Below are 20,165 nucleotides of genomic sequence, written 5' to 3'. Positions count from 1 at the left end.
ATATAAATTATGAGTAAAGCGATATATATTGCAACAAGTGATCAGGATAGCGGAAAATCAATTATAACACTCGGTTTGATGAGTATTTTGATTGGTAAAACGTCAAAGGTAGCGTATTTCAGACCAATTGTAGAGGATTTTGTGGATGGAGAATTAGACAATCATATTGAAACGGTTTTGTCATATTTCAACCTTGATATTGAATTTGAAGAGGCTTATGCCATCACCAAAAGCAAACTCATCAAAAAGAAAAATAAAGGAAAAATAGGCGAAGTTTTAGATTTTATTATTGAAAAATATAAAAAACTCGAAGAACGTTTTGATTTTGTTCTGGTGGAAGGAACCAGTTTTACAGGTGAAGGAACTTCAATAGAATTGGATCTGAATGTCCTGATTGCTAAAAATCTCGGAATTCCAACTGTTATTATTGGCTCTGGAGTGGGAAAAACTTTAGATGAATTGGTTGACAGTCTGTATTTGGTTTACGATTCTTTTAAAGTTAAGGAAGTAGAAGTTTTAGGAGTTTTTGCCAATAAAGTTCAGCCTGAAAACATTGAACTGGTTACCAAAGGATTGCAAAAAAGTTTACCTGAGAATGTTTTGATCAATACAATTCCTTTAATTTCGAGTCTGAATAACCCGACAATACAGGAAATTGTTAATGAATTGGATGCAAAAGTACTTTTTGGAGAAAACTACCTCAATAATGAAATTGGGCATTTTAGTGTGGGTGCGATGCAATTACATAACTATCTGGTTCATTTGCAAGATAATGCTTTAGTAATAACGCCTGGAGATCGTTCCGATATTATTTTAGGAGCTTTACAAGCGAATGAATCTGCAAATTATCCAACCATTTCAGGAATTATCTTAACAGGAAATATTCTCCCTGAAGAAAGCATTTTAAAATTAATTGAAGGACTTTCAGCTATTGTTCCGATTCTTGCTGTAGATGGCGGAACGTATCAGATCACAAATAAAATTGGCGGTATCAAGGCAAAAATTTATGCCAATAATACTAATAAAATTGAGACTTCTATAAATACGTTTGAAAAATATGTTGATAATGATGCGTTATCCGAAAGATTAATCACTTTTGTACCTGAAGGAATGACACCCAAAATGTTCCAGTACAATATGGTCAAAAGAGCTAAGCAGCACCGTAAACATATTGTTTTACCGGAAGGAAATGATGATAGAATTATCATGGCCGCATCAAGATTGTTAGATATGGATGTGGTAGATATCTCGATAATTGGGGATAAGAAACAAATTGAAAATAAGATTATCGAGTTAGGAATTACTTTTGATTTTTCCAAAGTCAATATCATCAACCCGATTGAATCGGAAAATTATGAAGATTATGCCAATACCTATTATGAACTTCGCAAAGCAAAGAATGTAAGCATAACAATGGCAAGGGATTTAATGGAAGATGTTTCCTATTTCGGAACCATGATGGTGTATAAAGGCCATGCTGACGGAATGGTTTCCGGAGCTGCACACACCACACAACATACCATTTTACCGGCACTACAATTTATTAAAACAAAACCCAATTCATCAGTAGTTTCCTCTGTGTTTTTTATGTGTCTGGAAGACCGGGTTTCCGTATTTGGAGATTGCGCCATCAATCCAAATCCAACTGCCGAGCAATTGGCCGAAATCGCTATTTCCTCAGCAGATTCGAGTGCTGCTTTCGGAATAGAACCTAAAATTGCGATGCTTTCGTACTCATCAGGATCATCAGGAAAAGGAGATGAGGTGGAGAAAGTTCGGGCGGCAACCGAAATTGTAAAACTAAAACGTCCCGATTTAAAGATTGAAGGACCAATTCAATATGATGCGGCTGTAGATCGTGCAGTAGGAAAAAGCAAAATGCCGGATTCTGAAGTTGCAGGTCAGGCGAGTGTGCTGATTTTTCCTGATTTAAATACAGGAAACAATACCTATAAAGCCGTTCAGAGAGAAACCGGAGCTTTAGCCATTGGACCCATGCTGCAGGGTTTAAACAAGCCTGTAAATGATTTAAGCCGTGGCTGTACGGTAGATGATATTATAAATACAGTAGTTATTACAGCCATTCAGGCGCAGGGATTCTAAATTTTATATTTAAAGATTAGGTAATTAATTTAACAAATATGTTTGAGCATTGAATATTAAAAAAATATACAATTACTTCTTTTATCTGAATACAGGAGCTAAATCTTCGGGAAAGGAAACTACTATTATTTCAAGTTTTGAAGCATTTGTAATATTGGTAATTTTTGCAATTTTAAAGAAAGGTTTATTTTCAAAATTAAAAACTAATTCTCTTTTTGTCTTTGCGTGTTTTTTAGTAATTGTTTTAGTGTTGAATTATTTCAATAAAAAAGTATTCAAAAGAAGAAATTCTGAATTTGCCAGACAATGTATACAAGAATTAAAAAGTAATAAAATTGCATTTAAGGTATACAATGTAATATTTATAATTATTACTTTTTTTATGTCAATCTATATGTTAAGTTATTTTGATTAAATTAAAAATCTGTTTTTATCAGCGTTTTTGCTTAGCAAATCCGTGTCATCCATGTTCCGCTTTGAATAAGATTGAAAAATTAATAATTCAATTTTGAATCTTTCAATAATTAAATAAATTTACATGAAAATATTAATAATAAACTCAGGAAGCTCATCGATAAAATATCAATTAATGGTCATGCCGGAAAACGAAGTAGTTTGTTCGGGTATGATTGACAGAATAGGACTAGAAACTTCCAACATCACCTTTAAAACTGCAGAAATTTCAATAGAAGAAATAATACCGGTCCCAACTCATAAAGTTGGTTTGCAAAAAGTAGCCGAATTGCTTCTGAATGCTGAAAAAGGAGTTATTAAGTCAACTTCGGAGATTAAAGCTGTGGGTCATCGTGTCGTGCATGGAGGATTTTATTTCTCAGATACTACGATTATTACTCAGAAAGTAAAAGATAAAATAAAAGAACTTTCAGAATTGGCTCCCTTGCATAATCCGGCGCATTTAGTTGGAATAAATGTTGCCGAAGAAATTTTTTCAGATGCCAGACAAGTAGCCGTTTTTGATACCGCTTTTCATCAGACCATTCCGGTAGAAGCGTATAAATATGCAATTCCCAATTACCTTTTAACAGAAAACAAAGTAAGGGTTTATGGTTTTCATGGAACGAGCCACAAATATGTTTCTGAAAAAGCAATTGACTATTTAGAAAATAATTCTAAAATAATAACAATTCATTTAGGAAACGGCTGCAGTATGGCCGCTATTAAGGAAGGAAAAAGTATTGATACCACAATGGGATTTTCTCCTTCTAACGGCTTAATTATGGGTACAAGAGCTGGAGATATTGATCAGTCAGTAATTTTTTATTTAGTAAAAAACCTCGGATATACTGCTGATGAAGTAAATGCAATTTTACTAAAACAAAGCGGAATGCTGGGCCTTACCGGTTATAGTGACTTGCGTGATATCGAATCAGAAGCGGAAAAAGGAAATAAGGACTGTCAATTGGCATTATCGATGAACGCATACAGAATTAGAAAAACAATAGGTGCTTACACGGCTGCATTGAATGGTCTGGATGCCATAATCTTTACAGCAGGTATTGGAGAAAATTCATCTTATATGCGTAAGTTGGTTTGTACGGATATGAATTATTTTGGAATTGAAATAGACGATGAAAAGAATCAGATTCGTTCTAAGGAAATTAGAGAAATCAGTAAAACAGATTCAAAAGTGAAGGTTTTAGTGGTTCCGACTGATGAGGAATTTGAAATTGCTAATCAGGTTTATCAGTTGCTTGAAAACTAATTTTAAAAATATATTTTTACTCAAAAGCTTCTCAATAGGGAAGCTTTTTACTTTTTATAAATTAAATATTTGTCAGTATCTTTGAATATAAATCCGAATATTTTGAAATCGATACTTCTAAAATCATTTTTCTTCTTTTTCATCGCATCTCAAATTCAGTCTCAGGAATTACTTCCATTTGTTGAAAACTATAATAAATCAGATTATCAGGGAGATAATCAATTTTGGAATGTTGCCCAGGGAAATGATAATGCCATGTATTTTGCCAATAATCATTATTTATTGCGATATGATGGCGTAGTGTGGGAAAAATATACACTTCCTAATAAAACTATTATTCGTTCTATTCTGATTGAAGGAGATAAAATTTACTCCGGCTCTTATAAGGAATTTGGTTACTGGTACAGAAAAGAGGGTAAAATGCATTATGTTTCGATTACCAAAAACGTTAAATTATTTGATGAAAAAGATAACGAAGAGATCTGGAAAATTTTCAAATTTAATGGTTCGATTTATTTTCAGTCCTTTAATGGTGTTTTTATCTATAATGGAAAAAGTATCCAAAAAATAATTTTTCCTTTTTTAATATCCTACTGTTTCGTAGTGGATAGAAACCTCTATGTTGCATCTGTTGAAAAAGGAATTTTCAAAATGAATGGTTTCAAAATTGCCAGTCCAAAAGGATGGAATGTTCTAAAAAACACTGTTGTTCACGCCATTGAAAAATATCAGGGTGATGTATGGGTTTTTACCCAGAAAAAAGGCGTTTTTATTCAAAAAAACAACAATCTGACAGCTTGGAATAATCCATTAAATGAAATACTAAAGACTGCTACTATTAATGTGGCAAAGTTCGCAAAAAATAATCAGCTTATTATTGGAACAGGCAATAAAGGCATTTATATTTTGAACCTGAATACCAATACCTACAAGAATATCGATCGGGATAATGTTCTGATGAACAATTCGATTTTGAGTATCGGTTTTGATAAGGAGAACGATTTATGGCTGGGATTAGATAATGGTATTGCTCATATTGAAGTGAATTCTCCCATCTCCATTTTTTATGATAATTCCGGAATTTTAGGTTCAGTTTATTCAGTAGCAAACACTCAACAGGGATATCTTATTGCTTCTAACCATGGCGTTTTCGAATACTTATCAGGGAAATTCAACATGCTTCCAAATACTCAGGGGCAAGCATGGAATATTGCTAAAATTGAGGATAAGTATGTTATAGGCCATAACGATGGAACTTTTTGTTATGATAAAGGTTCTTTTTACAAAATTAATAACGTAAGTGGCGGCTGGAATTTATCAAAAAGCAGTATTAGTAACACCTATTTTCAATCGACTTATAGTGGGATTTTAGTTTATGATGCTATTTCCAAATTAAAAGAGCATAAGATAATTAAGGGGATTGCAAAACCTATAAAATATGTAGCCCAAAACAAAAAAAATGAAATTTTTGCTGCCGATAATTATCGTGGTTTGTACCGTGTTTTGTACAATGATAAATATGAAACCCAAAAGGTTGAAAATATTACCCAACAAAGTAAAATAGAAAATGATTTTGGGGTTAAAATTTTCGAATTCAGACAAGAAATACTTTTTCTGATTAATAATTCCTGGTATACCTATAATTCCATTACTAACGAATTAGATGCAAATGATGTTTTTAATGCTAATTTTAAACGTATTAGTGATATAGTTTCAATTGATGATGACCACTTTATGGTACTTCAGGACGGAATTTTGCATCACATTTATGCAGTGGGTAATAAATTTGTATGGAATATTATTCAGGAGAAATATTATAAAGGAAAATTGATTAACGATAATCTCAAAGTCTTTAAAAAAGAGAATCAATACTTATTAAATCTGGATGACGGATTCATTTCACTGGACTTAAAATATGAAAACAAGCAAAATAAAGAGATTAAAATTGAAGCTTTTAATAATGATAATCTAATTGAAGATGATTCTAAAATCAAATTCAATACTGAGTTGAAGTTAAATGTAATTTCAGGAATTTACGGTGCTAAAAAGCCTAATTTATTTTACCAGATCAATAAAAGCCAAAATTTCATTCCAATTTCAGAGGGTTTAATTTTATTAAACAATTTGACCAGCGGAGATCATTCTATAATTATTTACAGATATGATGGAGTACGTTATGATAAAGTTTCAGAATTTAATTTTACAGTTGCACAGCCATGGTATTTTTCAACCTGGATGATTTTATTATATCTTTTATTAATTGGCACTGTTTTATTCTTTTATTACAAATGGAATAAATTACGCTACATTCAAAAATTAAATTTACAAGCCGAAGAACAAAAACATCAAAGGGCTATTCTCGAAATGGAGCTGAAAGCTGAAAATGAATTAAATATACAGGAATACGAAAAACATATCCTGGAACTTGAACTGCAGACCAAATCATCAGAAGTCGCTGGTAAATCTTTATCTATTGCCAAACAAAGTGAAATGATTGAGAATATTCAAAGTATTCTGGATTCAGAAAAAGATTTTAATAAACTAAAAAGTGAAATTAAAAAAGCAATAAGGATTAATGAGGTAAATAAACATGAATGGGAAATTTTTGAATCCAATCTCAATCAGATTCATAATGAGTTTATAATAAATCTTGCTAAAAAGTTCCCTAATCTTACTCAAAAGGACATTAAACTCTGCATCTATCTTAAAATGAATCTTTCTTCTAAAGAAATTGCACCTTTGATGAACATATCATTCAGAGGTGTTGAACTCCATCGGTATAGGTTAAGAAAAAAGTTAAACCTTTCTCAGGATGAAAATCTTTCCAGATTTTTACTTAATCTATAATTTTCACGACATGTTTTAGTGATAGTATATTTTTTCATAGTATTTTTTACAAAATTCAAATACATCATTACTACATCATAACATAATGTTAATAATAATTATTTAGTTTATAGGTTGTTGATTTTAAAAGGTTTAATGTGTTTTTTCTGTTTTATGATGTAGCTGTGTAGTAGTATATATTGATGTACTACAACGTTGTAATTGTTTAATTTGGCTCTACTAACTTAAACGATTAGAAACTGTATGAAAAATTTTATTTTTAGCTTTTTAGCACTCTTATTGCTACCTGCATATATGTCTGGACAGGCAATCAAAGGAAAGGTAGTTGATAATAGTGGAATGGGAGTTCCGGGTGCAATAATTGCGGCTTCGGAATCCAAAACATCAGCAGAAACTGACTTTGATGGAAATTTTACTATCAATGCCAAAGAAGGTGAGGTAATTAAAATCTCAATGCTTGGTTTTGAAGCTGTGTCCCTACCAGCAACAGTAACTCCAATGTCAATAACACTGAACGAATCCGAAGATACTGCTTTAAAAGAAGTAGTAGTAATTGGATACGGAACCAGAAAAAAAATTGATAATACTTCTGCTGTAACCTCTATTAAATCTGAGGAAATCACAAAAATGAAAGTAATCAATGCATCGCAGGCTATACAAGGTAAAGCGGCAGGTGTACAGGTTTCTACTTCTGATGCACCGGGAAGTACACCTTCAGTTGTAATCAGGGGAGCAGGTACTGCATTAGGAGGAAGGAATCCTTTATATGTTGTCGATGGTATGCCTACTGACAATATCAATAACATTAATACTAATGATATTACATCTTATGAAATTCTGAAAGACGCTTCTTCATTAGCTATTTATGGAACCAGAGGTGCGAATGGTGTAATTATGATTACAACAAAATCCGGAAAAGGGAAAATGACTGTTGATGTTGAAAGCTTTGCAGGTTTTAGAAGCCCGTTAAAAAAAGTTGAAATGGCCAATAGCGATGAATTTGTTCGTTATAGCAATGTAGCGTACAGCAACGATTTTCCACAAGGAAGGTTTTCTGCCAGTCAGCCTTATGACACCAATTGGTTTGATGAAATCACCAGAACCGGGTCGTACACACAAAACAATATTTCTATCTCCGGATCTTCAGAAAATGTAAAATATTTTTTTAGTGCCGGTAATTATGAAGAAAAAGGCATTTTAAACGGATCTGATTACGGACGAACCACTATCAGAAGTAATAATGAGTTTAAGATTTCAGACAAACTTAGCGTTACTCAAAATTTTAGTGTCAGTGCAATAAAAAATACACCAGTACCTTTGAGTGCTTTTACCAATGCTTACAGACAGTCTCCATTAGTTCCTGTACGTTATGCAGATGGAAAATATGGTGTGCCATTTGTTTCTAATGGCGTTGTGGCTCAAACAGGAGCCTCTTTTAATAATGTTGGTAATGCTGTATCTCAGTTAGATTATACAAATGAGCAGCAGAATAGCGTTATTTTACAGGGAGGTTTGAAATTAGATTATGAAATTGTAAAATCATTAAAATTTACATCACAATTTAATGGGGAATTTTATACGTACAAACAGTATAACTATGTAGATAATTTAGCACTATGGCTTGCGGCAGATCCTACTCGTGTAGCATCAGGTTACGATACAAAAAGTTTAAATACAAATACTTTAACCAGAGGCAGGGATCAATATTTTAATTGGAATTTGTCTAACTACTTCACTTATAATAAAGTTTTTGCAGAAATTCATGATGTTGAAGTTACTGCCGGTATTGAATCTAATGTACAGGGTATAAGAGAGAAATTAACAATTGACAGAAAAAATGTAAATCCAAATGCTGACTATTGGTCTTTAAAAGATATTAATGTTGCCAGTACAGTGACAGGATATAAAGACGAAGCCTTTAATCAAAGAAGATTAGCGTCATATTTTGCACGTTTTCAATACAAATTGATGGATAGATATTTGGTTACTGGTACTGTCAGACGTGACGGATCATCACAATTTGCTGAGGACAAACGCTGGGGAACATTCCCATCGGTTGGTTTGGGCTGGATTGTAACTAAAGAAAGTTTTTTAAGTAATATTGAAGAACTTAATTTATTAAAAATAAGAGGTTCCTGGGGTAGATTAGGAAATCAAAATGTACCATTGAATACTCAGACATTTACGTCAGGAGTAGATGTGCCGGGACTTGGTTCAGGTACAACAATTAATTCACAGGTTGATCCTAATTTGTCATGGGAGATTGTAGAAGAACTTTCAGGAGGTTTTGATTTTGAGTTATTCAGCAATAAATTGAAAGGATCATTTGATTTATACGACAAAAAAACAACCAACACAATTTTGAATGTAAGACCTTACGGAACATCAGGAATTACACTATCAACACCGGCACATGTTGGAGAAGTATCCAATAAAGGTTATGAAATTGCATTACGTTGGGATGATAAAATAAACGATAATTTAAGTTATTGGGCTGGAGGAAACTTTTCTCATAATAAAAATGAACTCTCAAGCCTTAAAAATGTTCAGATATCACCAATTATTGGAGGAAGTTTAGGAAATGGGCAAAATACAAAAATACTTGATAATACCTCAGTAGGACAGCCTTTAGGCAGTTTTTATATGTATGAATTTGCAGGAATCGACCAGACAAATGGTAATATGCTGTATTACACAGCTACTGGTGATAAAGTAGTTCAGACAGCACTAAACGAGAGAACTGATAAAAAGTATGTTGGATCACTTTTACCAACATCTACTTATGGAGTTACTTTAGGCTTGAATTATAAAAATATTGATTTTTCTGTTGATGGTTATGGAACAGGAGGAGCAAAAGTGTACAATGGCAAGAAAGCACAACGTTTTGGAGGTGAAAATATAGAAGCCTCTGTAGCTAATGACTTCTGGACATCAACTAATACAACGGCTTCCAATCCAAGACCTTCAAATGAAACGCCTTATGCCTCTACTTTTTTCTTAGAATCAGCAGATTTCTTTAGAATCAATAATATTACTTTAGGATATAAGCTCCCATTAAAAGATGATCAGTTTTTTAGCTTTTGCCGAATTTACATAAATGCTATTAATCCGTTTATTTCTCAGAAATACTCTGGTTTTTCACCGGATATTACAAGCGATGGTAAACTGGTAGAAGGCACTCAGGGTGTTGAATTAGATGCTTATCCATCATTGAGATCATTTATAATAGGTGCTAATTTTAAATTTTAAAATCATGAAAAAAATATATATATCAATATTTGTGCTGTCCGGATTACTCTTTTCAGGATGCGCAGATGAATTTTTAGATGTCAATCCTACAGAATCGGTTCCGGCTGATGTTGAACTGATCAATAATGATGAAGGGGCAAAAGGTCTTGTAACGGCGATTTACAATCAGTTTTTAGGCTGGGAAATGTCATCTTTTGCCTGGAATGCTGTTACAAGTATCATCTCAGATGATGCAGATAAAGGTTCTGATCCCGGAGATGCAGGAACTGATAAGGATATAATTGACAACTTAACTTACAACGCTTCGACTCCTTCGTTTCAATCTATCTGGGATTCCAATTACGCAGGAATAAACAGATGTAATCAGGCCCTGGATATATTTCCTAAGCTGGATAAAGTAACACCGGCTTTGAAAGTAAGGTTAGAGGGAGAAGCGAAATTTATGAGAGCCTTTATGTATTTTACTTTACTAAAGGGCTATGGCGGGGTTCCAATTGTTGATCATTTGCCACTTCCAACATCAGAAGAAGACAGAATCATGCAGCTCACCCGCAAGTCTCCGGCAGAAGTATATGCTTTTATTGAAAAGGATTTAAATGATGCCATAACGAATTTGCCTGATAAATCAGCTTATGGAGCAGATGATAAGACAAGAGTTTCCAAAGGATCTGCTTACGCTTTGCTGGCAAAAGTAAATCTATACCAGAAAAATTGGCAGAAAGTAATTGACAATTGTGATAAAGTAACCGGATATGGTTTAGTAGACGATTATGCTTCTCAATTTAAAAAAGAAGGTGAATTTGGTAATGAATCTATTTTTGAAATCAATGGCGTTGGTTCAACTTCAAGTCCTGGTTTCGGAATCGGAAATTACTCTGTTTCTCAGGCACCACGTGGAGCCGGAGGCTGGGGCTGGGGTTTCAATACGCCAAGCCAGGGTTTAGCAGATGCTTTTGAGCCGGGAGATATAAGAAGAGCGGCTACTATTATTTTCAGGGGGTCGGTTTTGTATGACGGTACGGAGGTTCCAGAATCAGTAGCAAATCCAATGTATAACTACAAAGCGTACTCATCTGATTTTTCTAATCAGGAATTTTCAGATACAAATCTTAGATATTTAAGATACGCAGAAGTATTATTAATGAAAGCGGAAGCTTTAAATGAATTAGGACAGACTTCACTTGCTATTCCTCTATTGAATGAAGTTAGGCTCAGAGCAAATTTAGGAGAAACACCTGCTTTAACACAAACGGATGTGAGAACGGCAATATGGAAAGAAAGAAGAGTCGAAATGGCTTTTGAACACGACAGATGGTTTGATCTTATCAGAACAGGTCAGGCTAAAGATGCTATGGCTGCAAATGGAAAAACTTTTATCGTTGGAAAACATGAATTGTTTCCTATTCCAACTTCTTTCCTGAGAGAAGCAGGAACGCTTTCAGAGCAAAATCCTGGAGGTTATTAATTAAGATTTTCAGAATCACTCCTTTCAAATTTGGGAGGAGTGATTATTTTAAGAACACCATAAATTTTTTATGATGATTAGAATTTCAGTTTTACTACTGGCTTTTACTTTTTTTAGTTGTGGTTCGAATACTGATAAGGCAAAGGAAAGTGTATCAGAAAACGTATCTGAAGCTAAACTGACAGATGAGCAGCTTTTGGATGCTATTCAAAAACAAACTTTTAAATATTTCTGGGATTATGCTGAACCGAATTCGGGATTAGCAAGAGAACGTTATCATCCGGATGGTATTTATCCCGAAAACGATTCCAATATTGTTACAACCGGAGGTTCCGGATTTGGATTAATGGCTATTGTTTCGGGGATGTCTCAAGGATATATTACAAAAGATCAGGGCGTTGAAAGATTAAATAAAATAGCAGACTTTTTAGGCAAAGCCGATCGTTTTCATGGAGCATGGTCGCACTGGATTGATGGCAATACAGGAAAAGTTAAACCTTTTGGAACCAAAGATAATGGGGGAGACTTAGTCGAAACATCATTTTTGGCAGCAGGAATGATTACTGTCCGTGAATACCTGAAAGATGGTTCAGAAAAGGAAAAAGAAGTTGCTGAAAAATATGACGCCCTTTGGAAAGGGATTGACTGGAAATGGTACACGAACAAAAAAAATGTTTTGTACTGGCATTGGTCACCAAACTACAAATGGGAGATGGACTTTCCACTGCAGGGATACAATGAATGCCTTATTACTTATGTACTGGCAGCCTCTTCACCAAAGCACTCCATCGATGCAAAAGCATACCATGAAGGCTGGGCCAGAAGCGGTGGAATCGTTTCTACCAAAACAAAATATAATATTCCTTTAATTTTAAAGCATAACGGTGCTGAAGAATTTGGAGGGCCATTATTCTGGGCGCATTATTCTTATGTTGGTTTAGATCCAAATCAATTGAGTGATCAGTATGCTAATTATTTTGATTTGAATGTAAATCAAACCAAAATCAATTATCAGTATTGTGTTGAAAACCCAAAGAAGGTTGCTGGATATGGTGCTGATTATTGGGGGCTTACAGCATCATATTCCAGAAATCCTGATGGATCTGTTGGGTACAATGCACACATGCCTAGCAACGACCAGCAGGTCATTTCGCCAACTGCAGCAATCAGTTCGATTGTCTATACGCCAAAAGAATCGATTGCTTTTATGAGAAATCTATATGAAAATCATAAAAATGAAACCTGGGGCAATGCAGGTTTTTATGATGCATTGAGTTTAGGAAATAAATGGGTTGCAAAACGTTATTTGGCAATTGATCAGGGGCCTGAAGTTGTAATGATCGAAAATTACAGAACAGGACTTTTATGGAAATTATTTATGAATGCACCCGAAATAAGACAAGGTTTACAAAACTTAGGTTTTCATTCAACTAAATACGGCTTTTAGCAAGTCAAAATAAACAATAGGAAATATAAATACCACATTTATTAGATCGCCATTTTTCCGGACCAAAATAGGAATAAGCAATGGCGATTATATAAAATCAATAAATATTTACAATGAAAAAGAAATTAATCATACTTTTTTTAGGATGTACTGTTTTGGGTTTTGCTCAAAAGAAAAATGCTAAAAATGCTGTAAAAATCAAGCCCAAAGCCGAATTTGTTGCCGAATTATTGTCAAAAATGACATTAGACGAGAAATTGGGACAATTGAATTTGCCTACATCAGGGGATATTACAACAGGTCAGGCCAATAGTTCAAATGTAGCAAAAAATATTGCAGAAGGAAAAGTAGGAGGTTTATTCAACATAAAATCGGTACAGAAAATAAAGGAAGTACAAAAAATAGCTGTTGAGAAAAGCCGATTGAAAATCCCCTTGCTTTTTGGTATGGATGTTATTCACGGATACGAAACAACTTTCCCAATTCCGTTAGGATTATCCTGTACCTGGGATATGGATTTAATTGAGAGAAGTGCACAAATCGCAGCAAAAGAAGCAAGTGCAGACGGAATCAACTGGACATTTTCTCCTATGGTAGATGTTTCCCGAGATCCGCGCTGGGGAAGGGTTTCTGAAGGTTCAGGAGAAGATCCGTACTTGGGGAGCCAGATTGCAAAAGCGATGGTAAACGGATACCAACAGAAAGATCTTTCAAAAAATAATACAATTTTAGCCTGTGTTAAACATTTCGCATTATACGGTGCTCCAGAAGGAGGTCGTGATTACAATACGGTAGATATGAGTCATATCAGAATGTTTAATGATTATTTTCCGCCATATAAAGCTGCTGTTGATGCGGGAGTTGGTTCTGTTATGGCGTCTTTCAACGAAATTGACGGAATTCCGGCAACGGGAAATAAATGGCTGATGACGGATATTTTAAGAAAACAATGGGGTTTTAAAGGTTTTGTAGTAACCGATTTTACAGGAATTCCTGAAATGATTGAACACGGAATGGGTGATCTTCAGACAGTTTCTGCCATGTCATTGAATGCGGGGGTTGAAATGGATATGGTGGGCGAAGGGTTTCTGGGGACTTTGAAAAAATCTTTAGACGAGAAAAAAGTAACAATTGAAACAATCGACAATGCCGTAAAACTGATTTTAGAAGCAAAATATGATTTGGGATTATTCCACGATCCGTATAAATATTGCGATGAAAAAAGAGCTAAGACAGAAATTTTTACAGCAGACAGCAGAAAAGAAGCCCGATCAATTGCTGCCCAATCTTTGGTTTTATTAAAGAACCAAAATCAGCTATTACCACTTAAAAAATCAGGAACTATCGCTTTAATCGGACCATTGGCTGATGCCAAAGAAAACATGCCGGGAACCTGGAGCGTGGCTACAAAAATGGAAAATGCTGTATCATTATTAGCTGGAATTAAAGCAGTTGCAGGTACTTCCACGAAAGTGTTATATGCAAAGGGTAGCAACCTGGATTATGATGAAACTTTTGAAACGAATGCTACCATGTTTGGAAAAACATTACATCGTGATGCCCGTTCAAACGAAGAATTGTTAGCAGAAGCTTTAAAGATAGCCAACGAATCAGATGTAATTGTAGCAGCTTTAGGTGAATCAGCAGAAATGAGTGGAGAATCAAGCAGCCGTACGAATTTAGAAATTCCGCAAGCGCAAAAAGATTTATTGAATGCCTTATTAAAAACAGGAAAACCAGTTGTTTTAGTTTTGTTTGATGGTCGTCCGTTAGTTATAACAGAAGAAAATAAAACGGTTCCGGCTATCTTAAACGTTTGGTTTGCCGGTACAGAAGCAGGTTATGCCATTGCGGATGTATTATTCGGTGATGTAAATCCTTCCGGAAAATTAACAGCAACTTTCCCGAGAAGTGTTGGTCAATTACCAATTTACTATGCACATAAAAATACCGGAAGACCACTTTCAAATACAGAAGGAAAATTCGAGAAATTCAGATCTAATTATATCGATGAAAGAAACGAACCTTTATTTCCTTTTGGTTTTGGTTTAAGTTACACGGCTTTTGATTATTCAAATGTGAAAATTTCATCTGATAAAATGGACTTCAACGGAAAACTAACTGTTTCTGCGGATGTTACCAATACAGGGAATTTTGACGGAAAAGAAACTGTTCAGTTATACATCAGGGACTTGGTTGGTTCGGTTACAAGACCAGTCCGCGAATTGAAAGGTTTTCAAAAAATAACACTCAAAAAGGGAGAAAAGCAAACGGTGACATTTGATATCACGGTTGAAGATTTAAAATTTTATAACTCTGATTTACAATTTGTAGCAGAGCCCGGACAGTTTGATATTTTCGTAGGAGGAAGTTCAGCTGCCGATAAGAAAGTTAGTTTTGAATTAACTAAATAGTTGGTTTATTGGTTAGTAATTGCCCTTCGTACTGGTTATACGGAGGGCTTTTTTTAATTCCAACAAAAAAAATAATTATAAATAAGACAAATGTATAAGCTATATGCAATTTTACTATTGGTGCTTTTGATTGGATTTAATCTAAATGCATCAGCACAGAAAACCGAATGGTTCGATCCAAACAAACCTGCAACGACTTATTGTAATCCAATCAATATTGGCTACAATTATACAACAGAAAATCACAACGGCATTCCTGAATCCCGTCGTTCAAGCGCAGATCCGGTTATCATTACTTTTAAAGGGGATTATTATTTGTTTGCAACCAATCAGGCTGGTTTCTTTTGGAGTAAAGATATGTCCAACTGGAATTTTGTTTACGGAAGTTTCCAAAGAAAACCTGCAGATGACGATCAGTGTGCACCAGCTGCATGGGTAGTCAACGACACTTTGTTTTACGTAGGTTCAACCTGGAAAAGAGACCATCCAATCTGGAAAACTGCCGATCCTAAATCGGGAAGATGGCTACGACATGTTGATACAGCTATGTTGCCAACCTGGGATCCTGCGATTTTTCAGGATGATGATAAAAAAGTGTATATGTACTACGGTTCAAGCGGAAAATTGCCTTTGGTAGGAGTTGAGGTTGATTATACAACCTGGCTTCCAAAAGGAAATCAGGCGGATTATGCAAAACTGTATAAAGCGACAGAAGTTGAGGATATTCAAAAGCCTTATGGCGGTATAAAAGAAGTGGTTGGTTTAGATCCTGGATCGCATGGCTGGGAAAGATTCGGACCCAATAATGATATGGAACCCGCTCCTTGGGGTAATTTTATCGAAGGTGCCTGGATGACCAAACACAATGGTAAATATTATATGCAATACGGAGCGCCGGCAACCGAATTTAAAGGATATGCAAATGGAGTTCACGTAGGCGATCATCCGTTAGGACCTTTCAAATATCAAAAACACAATCCAATGTCGTATAAACCTGGCGGATTTGTAATTGGAGCCGGACACGGAAACACCTTTACCGATAATTACGGAAATTACTGGAATACGGGAACCTGCAAAATATCAATAAAAGATCGTTTTGAACGTCGCATCGATATGTTTCCGGCGGGATTTGATAAAGAGGATGTCATGTATTCTAATACTTCTTATGGCGATTTTCCAATCGTTCTTCCCACACAAAAAAGGAATCATGAAAATGGTGCTTCTTCCGGATGGATGTTACTCTCTTATAAAAAAGCGGTAACTGTCTCTTCTTCGGAAGAATGTATGGAAGTCCAAACACACCGGGTAGATCACGGCGGAAAAAAAGTATATGAAAAATTCTGTTATGGAGCTTCAAATTTAACCGATGAAAATATTCAAACGTATTGGTCTGCCAAAACAAATAATCCTGGCGAATGGCTGCAAATGGATTTAGGCAGAAAAATGCAGGTAAATGCTTTGCAGATTAATTATGCTGATCATAAAGCAACACAGTACAACAAAGCAAAGGATATTTATTATCAATATAAAATTTTCATGTCTGATGACGCAGTAAACTGGACATTGGTAGTTGACAAATCTCAAAATGATAGGGATGTTCCTCATGATTATGTGGAGTTAACCAAACCAATTGAAGCCCGTTACATCAAAATGGAAAATATTCATAATGCCTCGGGATTGTTTGCTGTTTCAGATTTCAGGGTTTTTGGAAATGGATTGTCAGAAAAACCAAAATCTGTTTCAGGTTTTAAAGTAAAAAGAGATACGAAAGATTCCCGCAATGCGATGATTAACTGGCAAAAGCAGTCCGATGCCACAGGTTATAGCATTTACTATGGAATTGCTCCTGATAAATTGTACAACAACATAATGGTTTATGATGAAACCTCCTATGACTTCAGAGGTTTGGACAAGGATACAAAATATTATTTTACAATCGAGGCTTTTAATGAAAATGGTATTGCGGCAAAAAACAAAATTATCACAGTAAAATAATTTTTTATCATTTTTAGAAAAGGTATAGAAAAGGTGACAAAAGTTATAAAGAATTTTGTTCTTTTGTAAAACCAAAAAACAACCCCAAATACTTTATAACCAATGAAAAAAACAATTTTTTTAGCTGTTTTAGTTTTAAACGGATTGACTTCATTTGCCCAGTCAAATGAGGAGAAAAACATCAAATTATTTTATAAAAAAGCTTTAACCGATTCAAAATGTTATTCCTGGTTAGAATATTTATCCAATGATATCGGGAGTCGTTTGTCAGGTTCCGAAAGTGCTGCAAAAGCGGTTCAGTATACCAAATCACAACTTGAAACTTTGGGACTGGATAAAGTGTATTTGCAGGAAGTTATGGTACCTCATTGGGTGCGTGGCGAAAAAGAAACTGCTTTTATCTTAGACGGAAAAGTGAAAACAATTGTCCCAATTTGTGCTTTAGGGGGATCGATAGCAACGCCAAAAACCGGACTTACTGCGGAAGTGATAGAAGTGCAGGGGATTGAAGAATTAAAAACTTTAGGTGATAAAGTAAAAGGAAAAATTGTGTTTTTTAACAGACCAATGAATCCTGAAAATATTGAAACTTTTACATCATACGGAGCTTGTGTAGATCAGAGATTTGCCGGCGCAAAAGAAGCTGCAAAACTGGGTGCCGTAGGAACAATTGTTCGTTCGATGAATTTACGTTTAGACGATTTTCCTCATACAGGAGCACAAAGTTATGGTGATCTCCCAAAGGAGCAATATATTCCAACTGCTGCGATAAGTACCAATGGTGCCGAATTATTAAGTGCTACTTTGAAAAGTAATCCGGCTTTGAAATTTTATTTCAAGCAATCCTGCGAGACTTTACCGGATGTTTTGTCTTATAATGTGATAGGGGAAATGACAGGAACAGAACATCCTGAAAATATTATGGTAGTTGGAGGACATTTGGATTCCTGGGACTTAGCCGACGGTTCTCATGATGATGGTGCAGGAGTTGTACAAAGTATGGAGGTAGTTCGTATTCTTAAAAGCTTCAATTATAAACCTAAAAATACTATTCGTGTTGTATTGTTCATGAACGAAGAAAATGGCGGAAAAGGCGGTGCGAAATATGAAGAAGTTTCCAAACAAAAGAATGAAAATCATATTTTTGCATTGGAAAGTGATTCGGGCGGATTTACACCAAGAGGATTTTCAATAGAAGCTGATGATGCTAATTTTAAAAAGATAAAAGGATTTGCACCAGTTTTTGAACCGTATTTAGTACATAGTTTTACAATTGGCCATTCCGGTTCAGATATTGAACATTTGACTTCTAAAGCAATAGTTAAGGCGGGATTAAAGCCTGATTCACAACGTTATTTTGATTATCACCATGCGGCAAATGATAAGTTTGATGCCATAAACAAAAGAGAACTTGAATTAGGTGCAGCAACCATGACAACATTGATATACCTGATGGATCAGAGCGGGATTATACTTCCAATAGCTAATTAATTTTATAATGAAACTCCTTTTAAAGTTTGGTGCTATTTTTTTGTTTGTAACAATAGGATTTGCACAGCATAAATCAGAAAATTTTACCAGAAAATTATATATAAGCGAAAAGAAATATTCAATTCTATTTCCTTATAATTGGTATCTTCAGAAATCAGATTCGCTTGGAAATAAATTTATGCTTCTAAGTGAGAAAAGTTCTGCTAACGATAATTTCATTGAAAATATAAGTTTGTTAATTTCTGATATTGGATATTCCAAAATTAAGTCAAAAAGGATAAAAAAGATAGTAGATAAAAGATTCGGTGTAAGCAGTGAAATTATTTCTAATCGAAAGGTTATAAAAAACGGATTTGAAGGACAGGAAATTGTTTACAAACAATTAATGAGCAACGGTGTCCTTGCAACTATCCTACAATATTATTTTATTAAAGAAAGAGATTTGTATATTCTTAGTTTTTGTAGTAAAAGTGATGAATATTTGTCTTATATGCCAATTTTTCAAAGTGTATATGAAAATTTTGATATTAGATAAATGACACTAATATAAAAAAACATTTCATCTTTTTGTTTGATCAAGAGTAATCCAAAATATAAATCATATAAAATGAAATAGTATTAAATAGTATTAAATAGTATTAAATAGTATTAAATAGTATTAAATAGTATAATTATAATTATTGCTCTATTTTTAATCTCAAATAAAGTCAGCGCTCAAAAAACAACTTGGAAAGCAATGATTGCCAAACTAAAACTTCCTTAAACACAAAGTTAGTGATTTAAAATAATGGAGTTCTACAGTTGTAAAAGACTATATCTTACGGGCTTTGCTATTAAGTTTTTATTAGATTGAAATGGAATCATATTAGCTAAAAATATTCGTGGAAATCAATTAAATGTGATGATTAAAGTATTGGTAGAGAATAAATAACAAACTATTCTTTCAACGATATTTTTTTATAACGGATTAAAGTATTTCTAAGCAAATATTTTAATCCTTTTTTATGTGATGTTATTTTTATTAACATAAAAAACTTATTTTTACACTTGTGAAATGGATAACCATAATATTATCAGTTTATTTAATTGCGCTTTCGATCATGCCTTGTGCAGATTTGGAAGTCAATAGTGTTGTTCATAAAACAAGTCAGTTTTCCACTCAGGAAAGGCATTCACATGATAAAGAAAATGATTTATGTTCTCCATTTTGCGCTTGTAATTGTTGTGGTGCACAGGTTTTGAGTCATCAGGCAAACATCATTTTTGAATTTCCGGTTAAATCAGGTATTATTTCACTTTTATTACCAAATTATAATTCTGTTGTTACTTCCAATTTCTTCGGGAGTATCTGGCAACCGCCTCAAATAGTATAATATAAACCCTTTCGATAATTATCGGAATTTGGGTTAGAAACTTGTGGACTTTCCACAC

11 protein-coding genes are annotated in these 20,165 nt (G+C 34.2%); all 11 read left to right on the top strand.

What is annotated here, in order from left to right; translation table 11 throughout:
- Nucleotides 1-9: 9 nt before the first annotated feature.
- The 11 genes from pta (at nucleotide 10) to ABI657_RS03555 (ending at nucleotide 20,107) form a co-directional block, all read left to right on the top strand.
- Entirely contained in the window at nucleotides 10-2,103 is a 2,094-nt protein-coding gene (pta, locus tag ABI657_RS03605; RefSeq protein ID WP_348095870.1) for a phosphate acetyltransferase, read from the top strand.
- A 538-nt stretch (nucleotides 2,104-2,641) separates the two neighbouring features.
- Nucleotides 2,642-3,826, top strand: coding sequence for an acetate kinase (locus tag ABI657_RS03600; RefSeq protein WP_348095869.1), 1,185 nt, complete (start codon nucleotides 2,642-2,644; stop codon nucleotides 3,824-3,826).
- Nucleotides 3,827-3,928: 102 nt separating this feature from the next.
- Entirely contained in the window at nucleotides 3,929-6,673 is a 2,745-nt protein-coding gene (locus ABI657_RS03595) for a histidine kinase (protein ID WP_348095868.1), read from the top strand.
- A 243-nt stretch (nucleotides 6,674-6,916) separates the two neighbouring features.
- Nucleotides 6,917-9,922 (top strand): SusC/RagA family TonB-linked outer membrane protein, encoded by a 3,006-nt coding sequence (locus ABI657_RS03590; protein ID WP_348095867.1) that lies wholly within the window; start codon nucleotides 6,917-6,919, stop codon nucleotides 9,920-9,922.
- A gap of 4 nt (nucleotides 9,923-9,926) precedes the next feature.
- Nucleotides 9,927-11,387, top strand: a complete 1,461-nt coding sequence (locus ABI657_RS03585) for a RagB/SusD family nutrient uptake outer membrane protein (RefSeq protein ID WP_348095866.1) — start codon at nucleotides 9,927-9,929, stop codon at nucleotides 11,385-11,387.
- Between the two features lie 73 nt (nucleotides 11,388-11,460).
- Complete coding sequence (locus tag ABI657_RS03580; RefSeq protein WP_348095895.1) at nucleotides 11,461-12,834, top strand: glucoamylase family protein; 1,374 nt, start codon at nucleotides 11,461-11,463, stop codon at nucleotides 12,832-12,834.
- A 113-nt stretch (nucleotides 12,835-12,947) separates the two neighbouring features.
- Nucleotides 12,948-15,248: a beta-glucosidase BglX gene (gene bglX / locus ABI657_RS03575; RefSeq protein WP_348095865.1), complete on the top strand. Its 2,301-nt coding sequence runs from the start codon at nucleotides 12,948-12,950 to the stop codon at nucleotides 15,246-15,248.
- Between the two features lie 90 nt (nucleotides 15,249-15,338).
- On the top strand, nucleotides 15,339-17,243 hold the full coding sequence (locus ABI657_RS03570) for a discoidin domain-containing protein (protein WP_348095864.1): 1,905 nt from the start codon (nucleotides 15,339-15,341) through the stop codon (nucleotides 17,241-17,243).
- 102 nt (nucleotides 17,244-17,345) lie between these two features.
- Nucleotides 17,346-18,734: a M20/M25/M40 family metallo-hydrolase gene (locus tag ABI657_RS03565; RefSeq protein ID WP_348095863.1), complete on the top strand. Its 1,389-nt coding sequence runs from the start codon at nucleotides 17,346-17,348 to the stop codon at nucleotides 18,732-18,734.
- A gap of 7 nt (nucleotides 18,735-18,741) precedes the next feature.
- Complete coding sequence (locus tag ABI657_RS03560; RefSeq protein ID WP_348095862.1) at nucleotides 18,742-19,269, top strand: hypothetical protein; 528 nt, start codon at nucleotides 18,742-18,744, stop codon at nucleotides 19,267-19,269.
- Between the two features lie 514 nt (nucleotides 19,270-19,783).
- Nucleotides 19,784-20,107 carry a DUF6660 family protein gene (locus ABI657_RS03555; RefSeq protein WP_348095861.1) on the top strand — a complete coding sequence of 108 codons (324 nt, stop codon included), beginning with the start codon at nucleotides 19,784-19,786 and terminating at the stop codon, nucleotides 20,105-20,107.
- Nucleotides 20,108-20,165: the final 58 nt, after the last annotated feature.

The sequence above is a fragment of the Flavobacterium sp. genome, from assembly GCF_039930565.1.
In the GTDB taxonomy this organism is placed as follows: Bacteria; Bacteroidota; Bacteroidia; order Flavobacteriales; family Flavobacteriaceae; genus Flavobacterium.
This window is presented reverse-complemented; position numbering and strand designations above follow the sequence as displayed.

Coding starts and splice junctions, on each gene's coding strand:
- ABI657_RS03585 (WP_348095866.1), top strand. CDS start 9,927: ATGAAAAAAATATATATATCAATATTTGTGCTGTCCGGATTACTCTTT.
- ABI657_RS03565 (WP_348095863.1), top strand. CDS start 17,346: ATGAAAAAAACAATTTTTTTAGCTGTTTTAGTTTTAAACGGATTGACT.
- bglX (WP_348095865.1), top strand. CDS start 12,948: ATGAAAAAGAAATTAATCATACTTTTTTTAGGATGTACTGTTTTGGGT.
- ABI657_RS03600 (WP_348095869.1), top strand. CDS start 2,642: ATGAAAATATTAATAATAAACTCAGGAAGCTCATCGATAAAATATCAA.
- ABI657_RS03570 (WP_348095864.1), top strand. CDS start 15,339: ATGTATAAGCTATATGCAATTTTACTATTGGTGCTTTTGATTGGATTT.
- ABI657_RS03580 (WP_348095895.1), top strand. CDS start 11,461: ATGATTAGAATTTCAGTTTTACTACTGGCTTTTACTTTTTTTAGTTGT.
- ABI657_RS03590 (WP_348095867.1), top strand. CDS start 6,917: ATGAAAAATTTTATTTTTAGCTTTTTAGCACTCTTATTGCTACCTGCA.
- pta (WP_348095870.1), top strand. CDS start 10: ATGAGTAAAGCGATATATATTGCAACAAGTGATCAGGATAGCGGAAAA.
- ABI657_RS03560 (WP_348095862.1), top strand. CDS start 18,742: ATGAAACTCCTTTTAAAGTTTGGTGCTATTTTTTTGTTTGTAACAATA.